Raw genomic sequence first — 20,520 nt, 5'->3', positions numbered from 1 at the left:
TCGAGCGCCGCTCGGCCTTCAGCGCTATCTGCGCATTGTCACCACGATATCGGTTCGTAGCGCGAGCGGACATTCTCCGGCGGCGGCGCAGCCGACTCGGTCATGTGTTTCCGATGCGTTCCTCGTCCAGGCTCACTTCGCCACGGACGTGGGCCAAGGGGTCTATTAGGAGATCATCTTGACGGGTAGTTCGGTTATGCCAGCGGGCGACGACGAGGTCCATGAATCGTAGAACTTATTCATATACGCGGCACCCACGCCGCGCCCGATAGCTCGCGTTCCTTCCAGCCCCCAGGAGTCGCCACGCAGCGCTGTAGGGGCGTGACGGGGCATACCGCGGGCCCATCTCTGGCCCGATCGTAGTATCCCTTGCGCACCGTTCTGCAAGCCGAGCCTGCCCACCCGCCCGGCCTGGTTCGCCGCCAAGCGCTGAAGCGTGCCGCCAGCGATCTTCCCGCCGGGAAGCGCACCCACGAGGCCGACCACAAGCCCCTGTTGGATGGCATCATCCAAGCCTTTGCCGTCTTTCACGGAGAAGTATGTACTCATCGCGGCACCAGCCAGTGGAGCGAGAACCACACCCCCAGGGAGCAAGGAGGCAGCGAGCGTGACGCCACCGATGGCCAAGTCTTTCTTGCTCAGGCCGAACATTTGAAACCCACTGTGATCACCTATCCGATCGTCATCCGCTCGGCCAGTTGTTGTGTTTGTCCGGCGGTTTCGCGTGGCAGTCGATAACAGTGGGATTGTGTCGTGGCCGCATGCGTGCGCGCATCGGTACATTTCGCGCGGAACATGCTTAAGCAGCTTCGGTGTGACCGGGTTTATTGCATTTCATTTCGGTTCGGTTTGCGACTATTTCCGGCCATGGAAATTTCGGCAGCAGCTGTCCGCCGATACCGTCGAGTATCCGAGACGTAGGGAAACTATTGTTACCGAACAGTTTCGGTCGACCCGGATCGGCTGCGGGCCCTCGCACCGAAGTTCGATCGGATCGGCGGTATTGTGGCCGCGATCGTGGCGCAGCTGCGTACGGTGCTGCATGGTGTACTGGTCGGCAAGGCCGAATCAGCGCAACTCAGCTCCGGCGGCACATGGTTTCCGCCCTGATGTAGTGCAAGGCCCGCAGTTCGGCGCGCTCGAGGCTTACCGACGGCTGCGCGAACGAGTGGGGCGGCGCCGCGATTCGGACGCGATACGGTCCCCGAATTCTTCGGGAACGTGTCCGATGATGTCGAATCGGTTAGTGATCAACAATTTCCGGAGGATTGTCGCGATCTGGGCGTCGACGGTGCGGGTGGAGTTCCCTCTTCGTTTCGCGATTGCGCTGTTGGCCCACCCTGCGGCGGCGAGGAGCGCGACTTCTCGTTCAGCAGGAGAGAGTTCATGCCACCTGGAGTCCGTCGTACCGGTGCGCGGTGACTGGTCCTCGACAAGATTGCGTATGAACCGCTGGAGCTCTTCGAACTCTGGCCGCAGTTCCTGCGCTTGTTGGACAGCGGACGTGAATACGTCTTCACCGAGCACTTTTGTGGCGGATTCGACGGCGAGTTCGATTTCCTGGCGCATCCAGGTGAGCCCTTCCGTTGCGATGCCCTGGGCGTGGTTCACAGTCGCGTTCATGCCCAACATGTAAGCGAGTTCGGTGGCGCCTGCTTTCAGTTCGGCAGGATCGCCTGTGCCGGATGCGATCTGGCGGGTGACGGTATGAGCGAGTGCCATCATCTTGAAAGGGACGAACCACCCGGCCAGGAAAGTATCGTCACCGGCGAGAAAATGGTCCAGCGCCGTTCGCCCCGCCGTCACCGCTTCGTCGACCTTTCCGTGCGCAGACACTGCGTACAGCCACACCAGCCGGGCCCAGGACAGGGTCCAACCGGCCTCGGAGGTAATGGCCCGATCGAGATGTCGCCGTGCGGTATTCAAGGCGTGCGAGTCGCCGACGATCGAGCGAGCCAACGCCTCGAACAGTTCGCTGCGTTGCTCCCCGGCGCGGCACCCGGCCTCGGCGAATTTCCTGCGGGCACGCGACAACACGTCGACCGCGGCAGGCTCTGGTCCGAACATCAGCTCGATACCCCAACTGAACTCCATATAGGCAGGCAAACCTATATCGGTGGTTGGCGTATCACGCCATGTCCCACCAGGTACGGCGTCGGGTAGGCACAGTGCGGCACACTCGTCCAATAGCCGTCCGGCGTAGGCAATCTCGCCCTGCCAGATTGCGTTCCACGCCAGCAGTGCGGTTGCGTTGGCCCGCAGTAGAGTCGATGTCGGGTCGACATGGCGGGTGGCTTGCAGCGCTCGTTCGGTGAGGTAGGTCGCCGTGCGATTGGCAAAACCGAAAAATGGCACCAGCAGCGCCATCAGGACGGCGACGGTCTCGATGCCGATAGCTACTTCGGTGGGTTCGTCGAAACTGGTTTCGATGCCGATCAGAATGTTGTCCCATGCGGAGATGACCCAGAAGAACCAGGTCTTTTCTCCTGGGCCGAGCCAAATTTCGTGCCCCGCAACGACTTTGTCGTGGTAGTAGCGCCGGTGCCGAGCCAGCAGTCGGGTTTCATCGAGGTTATCGCGTCGGCGTCGCAGTCGGTCCCTGGCGAAAACCCGGACACTCTCGAGCATGAAATATCGGACCGTAGTCGGCGAGATGTGCGTGGACACCAGGGACCGCTCGGCGAGTCGTTCCAATAGTTCCTCGATCTGCTCGGCAGGTAGCGAAGTGTCGGCACATACCGCTCGGATGGCTTCGGCTTCGGCCCCAGCACTTGGTATTTCAGCGTTATCGGTGTTGGAACTGGTCGCGAACACCGACATTCGATCCAGCAGAAGCTGCTCTGGTTCGGTGCACAAACCGTACGACCAGGCGATCACATCGCGAACGCTGTGATGGCGTTGTTCGGCACCGGCTCGGGCGCCGTGTGACCAGCGCAGTCGGCTGTCGTCGATATCGCCGGCGACCTCACGGAGCACGCCCGCCGGTGGCTGATGGAGCAACCGTGCCGCTGCCAGCCGGATGAACAGGGGGTTGTTGTCGACGTGCCGACAGATCTGTTCGGCGATGGCGAGTTGTCCAGGATCGTCGGCAATCGCTCGTCCGGTGAGTTCCGCACGCCGCTGGAACAATTCGACCGCCTCGGCCGCGGGCAGTGGTGGCACGGCCACGATGTGCTCATCGATCCAACCGACCGGTTCCCGGCTCGTCGCGATGATGGTCAGCTGGGGAATGACGTCCAGTAACACCGCGACCAGCGATGCGACGCCAGACAATACATGTTCACAATTATCGAGCACCAGCACGGTCTCGTGTGGTTCCACCGGATCGCTTTCGGACAGCGCCTCAACCAGCCCTTTCCAAGCGGACTGCCGGGTTGCATCGACCTTCGCGACCGACTGCATCACCTCTTCGGCCACGGTGTCGGTGTCCGTGCCCGGAGCCAACCGGGCGAGCCGAGCCCAATATGCCTTGCGGTTCAGGGGCTTTCGCAATTGGTGTAGGGCCTCGGCGGCTAGCGTTGTCTTGCCGATACCGCCTGGTCCGACCAGGGTGATCAGCCGTGCGGCGGCCGATGCGAGCAAGGTTTCGATCCGCCGCAATTCTGGCTGTCGACCGACGACTCCGTGGACTTCTGCGGGTATGGCGCCACTGGGTTGGGACCAGCCGAGGCTGGCAATGGGAACGGGCAGATGTTCGCCGCGATCCGAAACAGAGAACATACGGCCATAAGATAGCCGACGTCCACATTTTCTGCCGCACTCTTGCGGGACATTCCCGACGCCTGGCGTCGATCGTGCGGGGACTTGAATTGCACGCCGGTGCGGTGTCCGGTCGTTGCTGTAATGACGTAGCAGATCGTGGCGAATCTACCTAGGTAGGTTTCGTGCGAAATATGCCGATGCACTGCCGCAGTGGCCTCGCAAAAATCTCACTGTGGCACGGGCAACAGATGGACAAATGCAATGGAAATGTGAAGCCATGGGTGCGGACGTCGCGCGACGACAATGTGGAGCTACGGGTGCGTTGTGTACAGCGGGGTAGCCACCTCCTACCGGATAACGGCTGCCCGCCTGGTTCGCGTCTGCGAGGACTTGGCCACAAGCCGCGAACGCCCGATCCGGGCCACTGCCGCGGCTTCGCGCGATACGGCCCACGTGATGGCCGATATGGATCGCTAAGCCGGATTGACACGCGGTGACATCTTCTTCTGGGATACGGCCGAATCTCCCGCGGAGCACGTTGCCGTCGCCACCGGTCGTTTCGTCGGAAATGGGGCCTGCTGTCTTTGTTCGTGGCTTTCACTCGGCAGTCGAGCGACCCTGTATCCACAGCATTACTGCTCGCCATCGCAATTACCTATCCGATTATGCAGCTGCCCGTCGATGAGCCGAATCGACTGCGCTTGCGCGGTGCGGTCTACGCCCACGGAGATTGTCGATCACCCGTTGTGCTGCACGCGACGGGATTGTGACGGGGACCGCCGCATTGCGCATCCGTATGTTCGTGCCGAAACATACTTGGGTACCCGCAGCGCCGCCTGATCAGCCGCTGCGCCAAACGAATGAAGCCGAGCCGCAAATATGCAATAGATAAGCCGAGTCGGCTCCGTGATTGCTCAGCGGGTTGTGCGCCGGTCGGCTATCTTGTGACGACATGTTCTCGGTATCGGGTCGCGGCGAACTTGTGCCCGCGCCTATGACAAGCCCCGGCTGGACTCAGCGTCGCGGTGCTTTTCCGGTCGAAGTCCATGGATTTGTCGGTCGAGAGATCGAATTACAGCGCATCGAAACGTTGATCTCGTCCGACGACGCACGACTTATCACGTTGGTCGGACCCGGTGGTATCGGTAAGACAACGCTGGCGGCCGAGGCGCTGCATCGATACCGAAACACTCTGAACCGCAAGGTCTTCTGGACACGGCTCGCTCGGTTGGCGCCCGGCACGGACGCCGATACCGTGGCGGAAGAGGTGATGCAGTCGGTCGCGAAGGACGATGCCAGCGGGCAGTCCGCGTGGACGGGCTTGGTGGAAGTACTCATCGGAGCCGATCGTGGGCAACAACACCGGACCGTCCTGGTATTGGACAATTGCGAACATGTGCTGACCGGGGTCGCGCCGCTGGTCGCGGTGCTGCTGGATGTCGTTGCCGGACTGACGATCGTCGCGACGAGCCGGGAACCGGTCGGTTGGATCGATGAGCACATCGTGGCCGTGCCACCACTGCCCGCGGCCGAGGCGGTCGAATTGTTCCGGCGGCGTGCGGAACTCACCGGACAGGCGATTGCCGACGATCCTGGACAACTCGCCATAGCTGAACAGATCTGTGGGCACGTGGACAACAACCCCCTGTTCATCCGGCTGGCAGCGGCACGGTTGCTCCATCAGCCACCGGCGGGAGTGCTGCGCGAGCTCACCGGCGATATCGACGACAGCCGACTGCGCTGGTCACATGGCGCCCGAGTAGGTGCTGAGGAACGCCATCACGGTGTTCGCGATGTGATCGCCTGGTCGTACGGTTTGTGCACCGAACCAGAGCAGCTTCTGCTGGATCGGATGTCGGTGTTCGCAACCGGCTCCAACTCCCATGATGCCGAAATACCAAGTGGTGGAGCTGAAGTCGAGGCAATCCGGGAGGTGTGTGCCGACGGGGCACTCGCTTCGGCGGATATCGAGCGGCTCTTGGAACGACTCGCCGAGCGTTCTCTCGTGTCGGCACACATCTCGCCGACTACGGTCCGATATTTCTTACTCGAGAGTGTCCGGGTTTTCGCCAGGGACCGGTTACGACGCCGACGCGACGACTTGACCGAAACCCAGCTGCTAGCTCGTCATCGGCGCTATTACCGGGACAAAGTCGTTGCGGGGCAGGAAATTTGGCTCGGCCCAGCGGAAAGGACCTGGTTCTTCTGGGTCGTTTCCGCATGGGACAACATTCTGATCGGCATCGAAACCAGTTTCGACGAGCCCACCGAAGTCGCCGTCGGCATCGAGACCGTCGCCGTCCTGATGGCGCTGCTGGTGCCATTTTTCGGTTTTGCCAATCGCACGGCGACCTACCTGACCGAACGGGCGCTGCATGCCATCCGCCATGTCGACCCGACATCAACCAGGCTGCGGATCAACGCGACTGCCCTGCTGGCATGGAGTGCGATATGGCAGGGCGAGGCAACCTACGCTGCGCGGTTACTGGACGAGTGCGCCCCACTGTGCCTACCCGACGCCGTACCTGGTGAAACATGGCGCGATGCGCCGACGGCCGACATCGGTCTGCCCGCCTGTATGGAATTCACCTGGGGTATCGAGTTGATGTTCGGATCACATCCTGCTGCCGCCGCCGTGGTGTCGCGTGCGCGCAGGAAATTCGCCGAGGCAGGTGACCGGGCAGGCGAACAACGCAGCGAACTGTTCGAGGGACTGGCCTGCGCGATCGTCGGCGACTCGAGGCAGGCCATGAACGCCGCGCGGAGGCATCTCGATCGTGCCATCGATTCGGAGGCGGGCTGGACTCTGTCTTGGGCGAAGCTGATATGGCTGTACGCTCTGTCCGTTCACGGCGAGATCGATGAAGCGGCGCAGGCAGGACGAACGGCACTGGACCAGTTTCTTACCGAGGGTGACACTTTCTTGGTCCATTGGTATGTCCCCATCAAGATGATGGCAGTTGCCCATACCGTCGCTCGACAGATCGAATCCGCCGACGGCGACCCTGCCGAACTGAAAGCGGGCGCCGTTGAGGTCGCCTACCTGCTGGGCATGAGCGGGGCGGTATACCGCGCTCTGGGCATCGCAAACGAAAAGCTGACCTGGATGGCCCAGGAGATCGATCTGGCTGTCGGCGCTGCCACGAAAGTTCTCGGGGAAGACGCATTCACGGCCGTCGTACAGCGAGCGCAACGGCTGCGGCCGGAATACGAAGAGCTCCAGACGTTCATGCGTGCATACGCTACGGACCAGTTGCCGCGCGCCGGTACAACGGATTCGAGGTGGCGCGAGCTCTCCGCCGCGGAACGAGAGGTCGCGCTGCTCGCGTCCGCGGGCTGGGCCAACAGCGCGATCGCCGCGCGCAGAGGTAGCTCCATGCGCACCGTCGACGCCCAGATCGCGACCGTTCTCCGGAAACTGATGGTCACCAGCCGTTCGGAAATCATCGGACATATTCCCGAGGAGCTCGGGGACCGAATCGCATCCGAATCTCGAAAGCGCCCCAGGCGTTCTCGTCGCCGATGACACTTCGGCTCGGCATGCCGAACCGCACCGTTGACCACCTGTGCGGGCTCGACCATCCTGTGCCCCGGTTCGACCCGGACTCACCGAACGGCACGGGAACGAGGAGGGCGTTGCCGGGATTCGACCGCGATCCGGTCCTCCAGCTCACCAGGAACATGTTCGATGATGTCCAAACGATTCACGATCAGCAATTTCCGGAGAATGCTCGCGACCTGAGCGTCGACGGTTCTGATCGAGCTACCTCTGCGCGCCGCGATCGCGCTATTGGCCCAGCCCGCGGACGCGAGCACCGCGACCTCTTGTTCCGCGGGCGATAGTTCTTGCCACCGCGAGGGAATGGTAGCGACGTGCTGCACGGCGGCCGGTAACCGGTCGATAGCGACGGAACCCAGCAGGAACTTCCGCAATTCTGCGAACTCCGGCCGCACCGCTTCCGCGCGCTGGACCGCGGCCGCGTACGCGTCTGTGCCGAGTACTGCGGTCGCGACGTCGACGGCCAGCTGGACCTCTTGCCCGAGCCACGTCAACTTCGTCGGTGTGATGCCCTGTGTGCGGTGCAGCATCGCGGTCATACCGCGCATATAGGCGATCTCGGCGGCCGCGGCGTTCAGTCGAACGGGGTCGATGGCGCCGGATGCGAGCTGACGCGCGGCGATGTGACCGAGTGCCATCAATTTGAAAGGGATGAACCACAGCGCCGAGAAGGTATCTCCCTTGGTAAGAAACTGCTCCAGGGCGGTGCGGCCGGCCCGTATCGCCTGATCGATCTCGCCGTGTACCGATACCGTGTACAGCCAAACCGACTCCGCCCAAGACAGCGTCCAGCAGGCTTGCGATGCGATGGCACGATCGAGATGTCGCCGGACCGTGCTGAGTGCTCGCTGCGGATCCCCGCCAATTGTGCATGCCAGCCCTTCGAACAACTCGCTGCGTTGCTCGCCCGCCCGGTCACCGGCTGCGGTGAATTTCGTTCGTGCACGGGACAACACATCCGCGGCTGCCGGATGCCGCTCACACATCAACTCGATTCCCCAGGAGAACTCCACCTGTGCGGGCAGACCGATGTCGGCAGTCGGCGTCTCACGCCACGTCTTGCGCAAAACTGGGTCGGATACGCACATGTGCGCGCATTCGTCCAGGAGTTGCGCGGCGTCGGCTGTCTCGCCCTGCCATATCGCATTCCACGCCATCAGCGCGGTTGCGTCGACCCGAAGCCGAGTCGATGCCGGGTCGATGTGACGGATGGCGTGCAGGGCGTGTTCGGCTAGTGAGGTGGCTGTGCGATTGGCGACTCCGAAATAGGGAACGAGCAGCGCCATGAGGACCGCGACAGTCTCCAGGCCGACAATGGCCTCAGCAGGCTCATCGAAACTGGTTTCGATGCCGATCAGAATGTTCTCCCAGACGGAGCTCATCCAGTAGAACCAGTCCTGCTCCGCCGGGCCGAACCAAATTTTCTGCCCCGCAACGACTTTGTCACGGTAGTAGCGCCGGTGCCGAGCCAGCAGTCGCGTTTCGTCCAGATCGTCGTCGCGGCGGCGCAAACGGTCCCTGGCGAACACCCGTACGCTCTCGAGCAGAAAATATCGGACGGTGGTCGGTGAAATGTGGCTGGACACCAGCGATCGTTCGACGAGCCGTTCGAAGAGTCTCTCGATATCTTCCGTGGGCAGCGCCGAATCGGCACACACCGCGCGGATGGCTTCGGCTTCGGCTCCACCACTTGGTATTTCGCTATCAGCGATGTCGGAGCCGGTCGCGAACACCGACATTCGATCCAGCAGTAGCTGTTCTTGCTCGGTACACAGACGGTACGACCAGCCGATCGCATCGTGCACGCTGCGATGGCGGTCCTCTACTCCGGCTCTGGTGCCATGCGACCACTGCAGGCGACTGTCATCGACATCGCCGGTGAGCTCACGCAATACGACCGCGGGTGGTAGATGCCGCAATCGCGCGGCCGCCAGCCGAATAAACAGAGGATTGTTATCCACGTGCCGACAGATCTGTTCGGCGATCGCGGGTTGTCCATGATCTTCGGCAAGGCCGACAAGTTCCGCACGCTGGCGAAATAATTCCACCGCCTGGCCTGCGGGCAGTGGTGGCACGGCCACGATGTGTTCATCGATCCAGCCGATCGGTTCCCGGCTCGTCGCGGTGATCGTCAGCCCAGGAACAACACCGAGTAGCACCGCGACCAGGTGAGCCACCCCGGTCAGCACATGCTCGCAGTTGTCCAGCACCAGCACGGTCGGGCGTGCATCCGGCACATCCCGATCGGTCAGTGCGTCCACCATGCCCTGCCATGCCGACTGCCCGGTGACATCGCCCTCCGCGACCGAACGCATCACTTCTTCGGCCACCGAGTCGGCATCCGCATCGGGCGCCAACCGAGCCAGCCGAGCCCAACAGACCCTGCGATTCGAGACATTTCGAAACCGGCGCAGCGCCTCAGCTGCCAGCGTCGTCTTGCCGATACCACCCGGCCCGACGAAGGTGATCAGCCGTGCCGCACCGGACGACAGCAACGTTTCGACCCGCTGCAATTCCCCGTGTCTGCCCACGAATCCAGGAACAGCGGCCGAGAGACCACCGCCACGATGAACCGTCCCCAGGCCGATGACGGCAGCGCCCTGGGGATTGCGGCGAATCGGTACCGAGCACATACCGACGTAAGCTAGCCGCGACTTTCCATGCCGCCTTGAACAAACCTGCTACGCCTCGAGGGTGATGTGGAATCGGGAGGTGAGCACGGTTGGTGCGATACCGAGTGACAGATGGCAGGCACGGTTCAAATGGGAGCTGTCCGCGAACTTCGCTTCATGCGCGGCGTCGGTGAGCGAGTGTCCCTGTACCACCAGTTCTACCGCGCGCGTCACGCGCAGACACCGAACATAGGGACGGAACGCCATGCCGACTTGTGCCGAAAACAGATGGGCGAACCTGCTTTCGGAGAGTCCGACCTCCTTGCTGATATCGCGCAGCCGGACTGTGCCCTCCTGGATGCGGCTGGGTAGCAATCGCAATGCCTTGTTGACTGCGGGGTGGCGTAGCAACGCGGCCGACTGTGCTGGCGACAGCAGCAACTGCTTGCTCCAGTGCTCGACATTGTCGATTTGCTCGACGACCGCCGCGCCTGCTCTAGCCCATGCTTCAGGCGAATCCGGAGGTGAAGCCATCCGTGCCAATTCGCTGCCCGCAGCGGATTCTGGGGGCAATATGATCGCCTTGCCGGTGGGGGTGCCGCGAACTTGCACGTGCGGAACGCCGGGGGGAATGACGGCGGCGCGGCAGGACACCATATTTCCGGCGGCGTTGGCGAGAACCAGATCGCCCTTGTCGGCGGTCAGCAGCTTGACCCAGTGGTACATATGCAGTTCGGTGGTGCCGACAGCGCCGTGGAAAACAAGCCCGCTGCGGCTCATGGTCATCTCGCCCAACCACATCATCAGCACATTACCGCCACAGTGTTGGCGCTACCGGTTTCGCGAGATCGAATGTCATGCGGTGCCGAGGCACCGTATTCGACGCCGCCGGAATATATTTCGCGATCGAACAACGGCGACATCACGTTGGACATGACCACCGCGACGCGTTTGCGGACACCACTGAGTGCTTCCAGGAGCGCATTCTCGGTCAGCAGTCCGGCGGGGCCGGGCGGTTCGCCATACCCGTCGGGAAGTATGGCCCGACCGGTTCGCTCGTCGAGGTCGGAGCTGAAGCGGCGCTCACGAATCCCGGTCGTCTTTGCGAAATTTGTTGGTTTCCATGGCTGCTTGCGGGGTCCCGGGAATGTTCTGCAACCGCTCGTTGCTCATCACAACCGGAGGTACCGACGCACCGGCGCCGACGATACGTACCTTCATGATTCCCTGCAGCTCTGTCGTACGGCCGGAGCGGCCTTTTTGTTGAGTCGCTGGCATTCGGCGACCCACTCGGCCACCCTGGCCGCCGAATCGCCGATGATCCGCAGTACCGCTTGTGTATCCGAATCAGTGAGATAGCAGCGCCTGTTGCCCGTGTCGTTGGCAGGCGAGTCCATCGGCGGTCGAGCGCTTCTCATCGCATCATTCAGAAATGCGATCTCGGCATTGATTCGCTCGAGCGTACTTCGATTCAAGTCGTCTACGAAGTCGAATTTCGCCGCAATGCTGTTTGCTTCTTCGATCAGATCCTGGATGCCGCCGGTCAGATCGGGGATGGTCAGGCCGAGTACGAGCATGTCGAGATCGAGCGGAACAGGAACGGTGCCGTCCTGGCGGCCGAATAAATCAACGCTATCTTGCAGTGCTCGTTGGGCGGCATTCACGGCCTCGTACACCACGTCGTTCTCGCCCTCGGGGTGTACCAGGACGACTTTGTTCGGATCGAGGTCCACGTGAGTCCCACTGCTCCAGATCGACCGGTTGTCAGCCAGGTCGTAGAGCACGAGGTTCCCGTCATCCTCCAGGCGGAGTTGGAGGTTTCGTTCGCTGTCGAGCCGATCGCAGGGTATTTCGAGACCGTGCGACCCACTGCCGCGAGTTCGGGAACTCCACATCGCCGTACTGTTCGGCCCCCTGGTTGGGTCGGCGGTCGGGCCATAGAGCACAACATTGCCATCTTGCTGCATTGTCAACCGGAACAGTCCGTTCTGGGAGACGAGCGATTGACCTTTTTCAAGGGTCTCGCCGTCATTCAGCGTATTTCGATCAGCGCTATTCGGGAGATCCCGAATCGGGGCCTGACAGTCAACCATGGTTGCGCCCTGCCTCGACCAGCCGACCACAGCGTGGTTCACGCAGCATGACTCTTTTGTCGAAGTCGGTTACCCGGAATCTGTATCGATAGTGTCGACCTGGTCTCACTTTGCCCACCTGACGTCTCATGTACCAGTGAGATTGTTCCGGGGAACGACGGCACGGCGCATCCGTATCTCGAGGTCGGAATATACGTAAGTAAGTTTGGTGCTGCGACAAACGCGTCGAGTCGAGTCGAGTTCAGGCTACTTCCACGGCCAATGCCGACTCCTGAGCTGCGTCGACTACGAATCGATGTCATGGCGGTCGAGATTCGGCGTTCCATTTCGTCCTCCAGGTGCGGCGCGGTTGATCATGGGTTGTACCGCTCGTGCGGTTGCTCGGGATCCACGCCGGCACTCAGTAGATTGTGCAGGACCGCGTCGCGGAACTCGCCGTAGCGGTTGCCCGCCTGGAGCGCTGGCCGGGGCCTCGGCGCGCTGCTTGGGCAGCATCGCTGCGATATCAGCACGTACCTTCTGCGGCTATTGCCGACTCGTGAGTTCCGTCAATAACCATTCGATATCGCGACGGTCGAGATTCGGCGCATCCATATCGTTCTTATGTGCGGCACCGTTGGTCATGGTTGTACCGCGCTGGTGCGGATCAGGATTCATCGGCGGCGCTCGGCAAATTTTGTCGGACGGTTTCGCGGAATTCTGCGTAGATCATGCCGTGCTCGCGAGCCGAATGCAACGCATCGAAGATGAAGGTCGCGTCCGAATGTACTCCGCCGAAGCTATAGAAATCGGTATCGTCGAGAAGCTTGTACCGGTCATCCCACGCTCGCTGGATGAACCCTTCGAGGTTCTCACGGGACAGATCAGGTGGTTCCTCTGTCTTCCGGAAATAGGGTGGTTCATCGATCCTCTGGAAATAGGAAGCGTTGCGTATCAGCACAAGATCCTCGAACGGTACCGGACCGAGGGCTTGATACAACTCCTCGAGCGTACGCGGGCGGTCGAATACTCCGGGGAATTTCTCCTTGGCATCAAGGATTATCCTTGCGTCATGAAACGGGTCCTCGCCGATTATTTGGAACACGCGGTCGCGTAGGTCGGGCGGCAACCCCATGGACTGCTCCCTTTCGGGCTGGGGGAGATCGGGTAGCGGATCTGTTTCCTCGGGCGGCCGATGTCCCAGCGGACTCCGGGGCTCGTTCCCCGGTTCTCCGGTTCGAGATGCGGGCTGGTCGTCCGGATGTCCTGCGAACGGCGGGTCGCCCTGCGGTTCGACAGTGGGCAGGATTTCATCGGCTGCCACCGCCCGGACTGCTGGGGGCGGGTCGTTGGCGTTCGCAGTGAGCGGGTTTCCTTCGGCGTCTGCCACAGTGACCCTCGTGGCCCAAAGAGGCGGGTCGACCATTTCATCGGAATGGTCGGATAATGGAGTCCATTCTGGCGGGGTTCTCGAATCCGGCGGGTCGACGAGGTCTGTGGTCTCGTGGGTATCCGGCGGAGTCCTCTGATGTGGGGCGGCCGGTTCCGTCTCGCCCGTGGGGGCGTCGGCCGTATCCCCTTCGCGCTGGGGGCGGCCGGGTGGCCGAGTTCTCTCGTCGCCCTGCGAACCCCGACGCTCGGTTCCGGTGGGTTTGTCGCGTGTCGAACCGCCGGAACCGGTATCGGTGCCATCACGTCCTGGCCCGGGCCGGGGCGTGGTGGTGCCCGGCGGTGCGGTCCCGTCGGGTGCCGTGGGCACTCGTGGGGCGACTGTATGCGGCCCAGTACCGCCTGGCGGAGGTGCAGCGGTAGGCGGTCGTGTGGTGTTGGCGGGTGGGACGTCAGGTGGTGCGGCGTTGGGCGGTTCGGCGGGTGGGACGGCAGGCCGTGCTGCCGGTGGCGTAGCACGGGGCGGTCCGGCGGTTGGTTGGTCGTCGGGCATGCCGAGTAGTGGGGTGTCCGGATGTGGTCTGGTGCCGATGACAGGTGCGGTGCTCGGAGGTGTGGCGGAAGCGGAGTTCGGTGTCGTGGTGTTGGTCGGCGTGGCCCGCGGCGGCAAGGGGCGGGCGAAGATACTGGCCGAACCGACGAAGCCGCCGACGAAACCGTGCAGCACGGTGGTGCGCAGTTCATCGCCTTTCGGGATATGCCCGGTGACCGGTATCGAGGCGACCAAGCCGCCGAGCGCACCCGTGACGCCGCCGACTCCGCCGATCAGCACCCCGGATGTGATGTGCGCACCGTATCGAACGACGTTGGAATCCGATCTTGCGGCGGCCCTGCCGAGGAACTTGTTGATGCCCGGGGCGACGCGCGCGGCGAATCGCGCTCCGACACCGCCGCCGACGCCACCGATGATTGCGGCATCTTGAACCAGGTCCCATTCCATCTTGTCGCGGTGATGCGTTACCTCCATCTGGTAGAACTGCGCACCGGCATTGACGGCGGCGGCGGTACCGGCGCCGAGTGCGAACCCGATGGCGGTGGCCTTGGCAAGCGGCAAGCCCCTGCGCCTGGTGGCGCAATCCAGCCCGACCTTCTTGATCTTGCCATGGTGTTTGCGGGCTGCCGCGGCCCAAGACGATTCGGCGGCTGCTCTGTCCTCGGCGGCCTTGGCGACGCCGGGAGCGGCCAGCCAGACGTCCACTGCCAGCTGTGCGAGCAGTGCGAATCCGGTGCCGATCACTTGCAGTTTGGTGAACTCGACATCGTTGGCCTTCTTGTGACACTGTTCGGCCATGGCGTCGGCGTACGCGGCCTGGTTGCGCAGATCGTCGCCGAGCTGCATGTTCCGAGTCGACTTCGCGTCGGCGGTGCTGCCGTTGAGGGCGGCGCTTTCGGCGGCGGCCGCGACATCGTGCCGCTTGGCCAGCACACGGCAGCTTTCGGCACTATCCGACCAATGGTCGCCCTCGCGGCGAACCGCGTCCTCGTCGGACTCCGGCCAGTACCCCGCCACGGCCTCGACCAACCAATTCGGAAATGCCTCCGGAATTGTCAGAGTCATGAATACATACCCGATAACACGGTTGTTTCTGGGTCAGCTCCGCCATCACGGAACGGGCTTATCCGTCAATCCTTCCAGTGACGGATTAATCCACCGCAGCGCATTTCATCACCGTCGCTGGGCTGCTGTTTCTCGCGTCAGCCGGAATTGTGGCATCAACCACCGGAACTGTGCATCCGTATATTAGTGGCAAAATATACTTAAGTAGGTTTCATGTGTCGACAACAGCCTGATCTGATATCTAGGACCGTTAACAAACTTCCCATTGTTGGGGAGTGTCCAGAGGCTGGTGTTTTGTCAGACTGAGGCGACGATAATCAGGGTGTCGGCATACTTGCACCGAGAATGCATCGTGTAACTGTTCCCTACCTCGTGAGGTGGATCGATGACGCCCTGGAACGCTTTGTCTACGAAGAGGATCATGTAGTGACCGAGCCCTTCGCCCGAGTACACACTCGACTACCTGAAGTACCGGCCGGTGAACTGTTCACCCGTATCGGGGAATTGTGCGTTGAAATCGAGCCGCAGGCGGCCGAGCGTGAAGAGGCCGGGCTGTTCCCCCGCGAACTGTTTGTGTTGCTGTCGAAGGAAGGCCTGTTGGCACTGCCGTTCGCGGCGGAGTATGGCGGTGGCGCACAGCCTTTCACCGTCTACCTACGTGTCCTCGAGGAGCTGGCCGCGGCTCACCTGACGGTTGGTCTCGGTGTCAGCGTTCATACTCTGGCCTGCCACGCTGTCGCCGCATTCGGCACGGCGGAGCAGCGGGCGGCGAACCTGCCCGACATGCTTACCGGCGGACTGCTCGGTGCCTACTGTCTCTCGGAGACGTCCGCGGGTTCCGATGCCGCCGCATTGACCACCCGCGCGGTGCGCGCCGGTGACGAATGGGTCATCGATGGCGTCAAAGGTTGGGTGACGCATGGCGGAGCGGCCGATTTCTACACGGTGCTGGCCCGTACCGGCGGCGACGGAGCCAAAGGCATAACGGCGTTTCTGGTGCCCGGTGATTCCGATGGGCTGTCGGCGACCGAGCCGATGCAGAAGATGGGGCTCATGGGCTCACCCACCACGCGACTCCATTTCGACGGCGTGCGCATTCCGGACAGCAGTCGAATCGGTGCGGAGGGGCAGGGCTTCAGTATTGCGATGTCCGCACTCGATTCCGCGCGACTCGGTGTTGCCGCCTGTGCCATCGGCCTCGCTCGGGCCGCGCTCGACGAAGCCCTCGCGTTCACAACCACCCGACGCCAATTCGGCCACCCGGTTGCCGATTTCCAAGGCTTACGATTCATGCTCGCCGACATGGCCACCCAGATCGAGGCCGGTCGCGCGCTTTATCTCGCGGCCGCGGAACGACGTGACGACGGTGCCGATTTCACGAAAGAGGCCGCGATGGCAAAGCTCTTCTGCACCGACACCGCCATGCAAGTCACCACCGACGCAGTCCAACTGCTCGGTGGAGTTGGTTACACACGGGATTTCCCGGTAGAACGCTATCTTCGCGAGGCCAAGGTGCTGCAGATCGGAGAGGGTACAAATCAGATTCAACGAACGGTCATTGCGAACCATCTCACGTCTGGACAGCGTTGAACCGTGCGGCTCCGCGACTTTCATCCGCGCTCCTGTTCTATCAGTGTATCCGGGAAGGCGGATTCGGTATCGCTGTTCCCGGCTTGGGAATATTTTGGCATCACCCGAGTGATGGGGTTGGCCTGATGGCTGAGAGTGGTCTGCTTGAAGACAATGAGGGCGGAATCCTGACTCCGGATCAAAGAATTCGGCAGGGAAAATGGCTTTATTCGCCGAGTGAGCAGTACCGGACGGGCATGGTGAATGGCCCAATGTCCGGTCAGGGATCCACCGTCGGACGGAAATTCAGTCACGTGTCGGAGGTGCGGTAATCGTGGCGGAGAACTGGGGCCGCTATATGCACCCCGACACTGTGTCGGCACTGGAATCCGGGCGGAATCTGGTGCATGTTATCTATGACATGCTGGAGCGGATCGACGGAGTCCGCGCCCGGCGCCCCTCGCCATCCTCGCGGGTGATTCCGGAAATCGACGGAATGGGCAGACTGACTGATCTGTACATCGCGCCCGGAACGATCGCAAGTTTCGTGAGCGGCCAGGCGTTGGTGGACGAGATCATGGCCGCGATTCGGGACAGCACCGCCGACGCTTTGCGGCAGCACGAAATTGTTGTCCAGGAGACGGTATGGCCGGACGTGCCGTCGCCGCGCCCGTGACTTGTCGATGCGATCGTCCGAATCAGGAGTAGTGCGGTGACGGATCTGGATACCGGGGATGGCGATGAGGCTGAAGCGCCGCCTGATTGGCGCAACCTGATCTACGAGGTTTTCAACCCCGACTATTCGGTTGGCGTGGCGTGTGACCACAGCGGCATGATCGTCGGTCTGCATCTGGGCGACGAAGTGTGGCAGAACACTGACAGTTGGCTCGCCGGCGAGGTGCTCCGGGTTGCCCGGCTGGCCCACCTGAAGTCCAGGGTAGGTCGGCGTACGGAGTTGCTGTACAACGGCGCTTTTCCTTATGTCGCCGACGAGTTGGGCCTGCCGACGGAGGCGGAGTACACCCTTCAGGAGAAGACCGAGTTCGGTGGGAGCTAAGGGATTTGTGTGAGGAAATGGCACTCAGCCGGTATGGAGGGAGTTCGTCAATATGGTCAAGGATTTCATGCAGGATCCACAAGGTATGCGGAGACAGGGCGATGTCGATCGTGCCGCCAGCGCCCCTGCCTATGAACAGGCCAAGGGAGATCCCGAGTGGGAGGCCGAGTTCGAGAACATGTTCGGTAAGGCTGCCAACCCGTTCCGAATGTACGTCCGGCAGTACCTAGCTGATCGCAGCATCGGCTACACCACGATAGGAGATGGCCGAAACACTATGGGCGATAGTCGGTATGCCGCAGCGGATGCGTTCGAGACCACTGATGCCGAGGGCGGTGCACAGGTTCGTAGGGCGATGCCGGAGGCATGAGACCGCAGGGTCCAAGGGCGTACGAGTAGGAGAATTTGGTGATGATTGTGCCCGGCGCACGAGTAGTTCGGCGTCACGCGTGTGATCGGGGGTTGTAGTGACGAAAAAAGAAGAACACCATCTACCTGCCGCCGGCATCATCAACCGGGAAGATGTACTCGGGCCGAACCAGTGGATGACCTCTAAAAATGGCGAGTACAGAATGGGTTTGCGAGAGGGCCAGTTGGTTATCGAGCATGTACCCACGAACACCAGAGTCAACTCCTTCGGGGATCCAAATCATTATGCCACTACGGTCAGGTTCGAAGATGAAGTCGGGGACGATACACGCCAGCGACTAGAGCTCCAAGATGCTGATGGTAAAACTATCCCTTCGCAATTGTTGGACGATCGTAGTGGTCAACAAGGTGGCGCGTGGACTCCAGATTGGCAGGATCCGAATAATGAAAAGAAAGGTGCGCAGCAGTACGTTCTCACTGACAACGGCGAGCTCATAGCGCTAAAAGTCCCAGTAGATCCTGCAAGCTGGGATGGTAAACGCCCTCCGAACGCGACCGTCTTATGGTATCAGGAGCTTCCCAACGTTGCTGATAAGCGAGCCTACGATGATGACATGCGAGCCTTTACGGGGCACAAGGCGCAGATCCCGGCGGAAGCCAATTTAAAAGACTTTCCATTGCAATTCAGAATTCCCCCTGGCCTCGGCTCGCCTGGCTTTCAGACCGCCGTCAAAGTCATGAATGCTCAACTCTCTTCGCTGGCGGATCAACTGGGAAAGGGAAAGCCCGAAAAGCCCAGTCTTCTGATATCTCCGGAAAAGGGAGTGGACAATAATGAGCACGATAACAATCTTGCAGAGAATTTTTATGAGACGCTCACGGGTTCTGGAGCCACTCAAGACGCAGCTGATTCCGGTAATTTCAAGCTGAATATTCTTGCCGCGTTCTGGAAAGCCGACGATGTCCATTTCGAACAAAGGGTCGGCCAGCTCACTCGCTGGAATCTGGCGACGTATCAAAATATGTACAATAAAATACAGGAAACCCATGAAACTGTGGCTGAAACACTCCGTGTGAGACAGGCAGGACCGCAGGCCCCTGCTCCGGTTTTCATACCGCCCGGCACGCAACCGCCCAGCGAGCAACAGGTATCCGAAACGCTTGTGTATCCGCCTATGGCGCGTGCCGTCAAATATTGCGTCGATCAGGTCGTCGAATACACGAGGCTGATCGAAGGACTTCCGCCAGACCTCCGGCCTCCAGCTGAGACTCAGAATCCGCCTGTGCCTCCAGGGCAGCAGAATCCGCCTCAGGGGCAGCAGAATCCACAGGGTGGTGGTCAGCAGAATCCACCTCAAGGCCAGGGGCAGCAGAATCCGGGTTCTGGTTCTGGCTCGGGAAATGGTCAGAGCGGTAATGGTGGGGGCAACGGCGGGTCCGCCGATTCTCAAAATCCGCCTGAGGCCCCCACAGGCCAGCCGCTGAATACGACTCCGGAGAGTACTCACGAGGATTTCGGTTCCACATACGACGATCTGCTCGGGACGCCGACAGATGCCAAGGGTGCGGTGGACAGCACACAGCCCACCCAGGGCAGCGGTACCGGTGATACTGCCTCGAGTCCGGACATCGATGCCCTGCTGAATGCGGCGATGCAGAACCGCTCCGGCACTGGGACGGGAACCAGCACGACCGCGCCGACTGCCAATGCAACCCCGGCGGCCAGCACAGGTAACAACATGGCCGATTTGATGGGACCGATGGCTATGATGAGCGCTCTTGCGCAGGCGAACCAGTCCCACTCTCAGGTCGGCGATGAGAGAGGCCGCGAGGAGCGGGACGCGCGCGAGGAGCGAGAGCGGGCTCGTGAGCGGAACCGCGCCGCCCAAGCGGCGAATGCCGCTTCCGGCGCTCAGGCCGCGCCTCCCGGCGTTGCAGCACCGACTTACGCGGGTACTCCCCCTCCGATCACGACGCCCGGCGCGATGGTGGACTACAAGTTTCCGGACGGTTCGACCGTACAAGTGTCGTCGACGATCGCCGATGCCTTGCAGAAGCAGCAGCAAAACACCGCTCTCGACGCGGTGGCGGCATATTCGGGAACACCGGGCGAGTCGACGCCGAACCATCCGTGGGCAACCGTCAATGACGTCGCCCAGCTGAAGACCGGCGATGTCGTGCAGTGGGAGAAACACAGTGCGCTGATCATCAACAATGAGAACGGCCTGCACATCCTCGATCGAGGTCAACTCATTCCCTTGGATCTCAACAGCCCCCCCTTGACCGAAAAGTATGGGAACTTCTCGGGCTACTTCCATCCGACGGGTAATGATGTCGGCTCCGATGCCGACCGTGGAACCGCTGCGGCGGGACCGCCGACCGTGAGCACACCGCAGCAAGCCGGTCCACCGCCGGTCGCACCGCCGGAGATCTGAGTGGCAGGCGACATTATGGCGGCGATTTCGGGACAGTACTTTCGACGCCCTGCGGCAGCACAGGATCGTTGTTCAGGAGACGACCTTGCCGAAAGTGCCGTGGCCGCAACCTGACTCGACCGCACGGTAGAAGATGCC

At 61.6% G+C, this 20,520-nt stretch carries 12 protein-coding genes; 7 read left to right on the top strand and 5 right to left on the bottom strand.

Annotation, left to right across the window (positions count from 1 at the left end; genetic code table 11):
• Window positions 1-369: 369 nt before the first annotated feature.
• A complete protein-coding gene (locus tag OIE68_RS19930; protein WP_327100873.1) occupies window positions 370-738 on the top strand; it encodes a hypothetical protein in 369 nt (122 codons plus the stop codon).
• Between the two features lie 408 nt (window positions 739-1,146).
• Here OIE68_RS19930 and OIE68_RS19925 read toward each other — a convergent pair whose 3' ends face one another.
• A complete protein-coding gene (locus OIE68_RS19925) occupies window positions 1,147-3,720 on the bottom strand; it encodes a helix-turn-helix transcriptional regulator (RefSeq protein WP_327100872.1) in 2,574 nt (857 codons plus the stop codon).
• Between the two features lie 934 nt (window positions 3,721-4,654).
• Here OIE68_RS19925 and OIE68_RS19920 point away from each other — a divergent pair.
• The gene (locus tag OIE68_RS19920; protein WP_327100871.1) at window positions 4,655-7,228 is read left to right on the top strand and encodes an ATP-binding protein; all 2,574 of its coding nucleotides are present in this window, start codon (window positions 4,655-4,657) and stop codon (window positions 7,226-7,228) included.
• Between the two features lie 80 nt (window positions 7,229-7,308).
• Here the strand turns inward: OIE68_RS19920 and OIE68_RS19915 are convergent, their stop codons facing one another.
• From OIE68_RS19915 to OIE68_RS19900, 4 genes are all read right to left on the bottom strand, one after another.
• On the bottom strand, window positions 7,309-9,792 hold the full coding sequence (locus tag OIE68_RS19915) for an ATP-binding protein (protein WP_327100870.1): 2,484 nt from the start codon (window positions 9,790-9,792) through the stop codon (window positions 7,309-7,311).
• A 150-nt stretch (window positions 9,793-9,942) separates the two neighbouring features.
• Window positions 9,943-10,677: a helix-turn-helix domain-containing protein gene (locus OIE68_RS19910; protein ID WP_327100869.1), complete on the bottom strand. Its 735-nt coding sequence runs from the start codon at window positions 10,675-10,677 to the stop codon at window positions 9,943-9,945.
• 413 nt (window positions 10,678-11,090) lie between these two features.
• A complete protein-coding gene (locus OIE68_RS19905; protein WP_327100868.1) occupies window positions 11,091-11,657 on the bottom strand; it encodes a hypothetical protein in 567 nt (188 codons plus the stop codon).
• A 955-nt stretch (window positions 11,658-12,612) separates the two neighbouring features.
• A complete protein-coding gene (locus OIE68_RS19900; RefSeq protein WP_327100867.1) occupies window positions 12,613-14,952 on the bottom strand; it encodes a hypothetical protein in 2,340 nt (779 codons plus the stop codon).
• Window positions 14,953-15,378: 426 nt separating this feature from the next.
• Here OIE68_RS19900 and OIE68_RS19895 point away from each other — a divergent pair, with 426 nt between their 5' ends.
• The 5 genes from OIE68_RS19895 (at window position 15,379) to OIE68_RS19875 (ending at window position 20,382) form a co-directional block, all read left to right on the top strand.
• Window positions 15,379-16,542, top strand: coding sequence for an acyl-CoA dehydrogenase family protein (locus tag OIE68_RS19895; protein ID WP_327100866.1), 1,164 nt, complete (start codon window positions 15,379-15,381; stop codon window positions 16,540-16,542).
• 313 nt (window positions 16,543-16,855) lie between these two features.
• On the top strand, window positions 16,856-17,197 hold the full coding sequence (locus tag OIE68_RS19890; RefSeq protein WP_327100865.1) for a hypothetical protein: 342 nt from the start codon (window positions 16,856-16,858) through the stop codon (window positions 17,195-17,197).
• 36 nt (window positions 17,198-17,233) lie between these two features.
• Window positions 17,234-17,578 (top strand): hypothetical protein, encoded by a 345-nt coding sequence (locus OIE68_RS19885; RefSeq protein WP_327100864.1) that lies wholly within the window; start codon window positions 17,234-17,236, stop codon window positions 17,576-17,578.
• A 52-nt stretch (window positions 17,579-17,630) separates the two neighbouring features.
• Window positions 17,631-17,948 carry a hypothetical protein gene (locus tag OIE68_RS19880; protein ID WP_327100863.1) on the top strand — a complete coding sequence of 106 codons (318 nt, stop codon included), beginning with the start codon at window positions 17,631-17,633 and terminating at the stop codon, window positions 17,946-17,948.
• 97 nt (window positions 17,949-18,045) lie between these two features.
• Window positions 18,046-20,382, top strand: coding sequence for a hypothetical protein (locus tag OIE68_RS19875; protein WP_327100862.1), 2,337 nt, complete (start codon window positions 18,046-18,048; stop codon window positions 20,380-20,382).
• Window positions 20,383-20,520: the final 138 nt, after the last annotated feature.

This window comes from Nocardia vinacea, assembly GCF_035920345.1.
Classification (GTDB): Bacteria; Actinomycetota; Actinomycetes; order Mycobacteriales; family Mycobacteriaceae; genus Nocardia; species Nocardia vinacea_A.
Note: the sequence above shows the minus strand (reverse complement) of the source record. Positions and strands in the feature narration are given on the sequence as shown.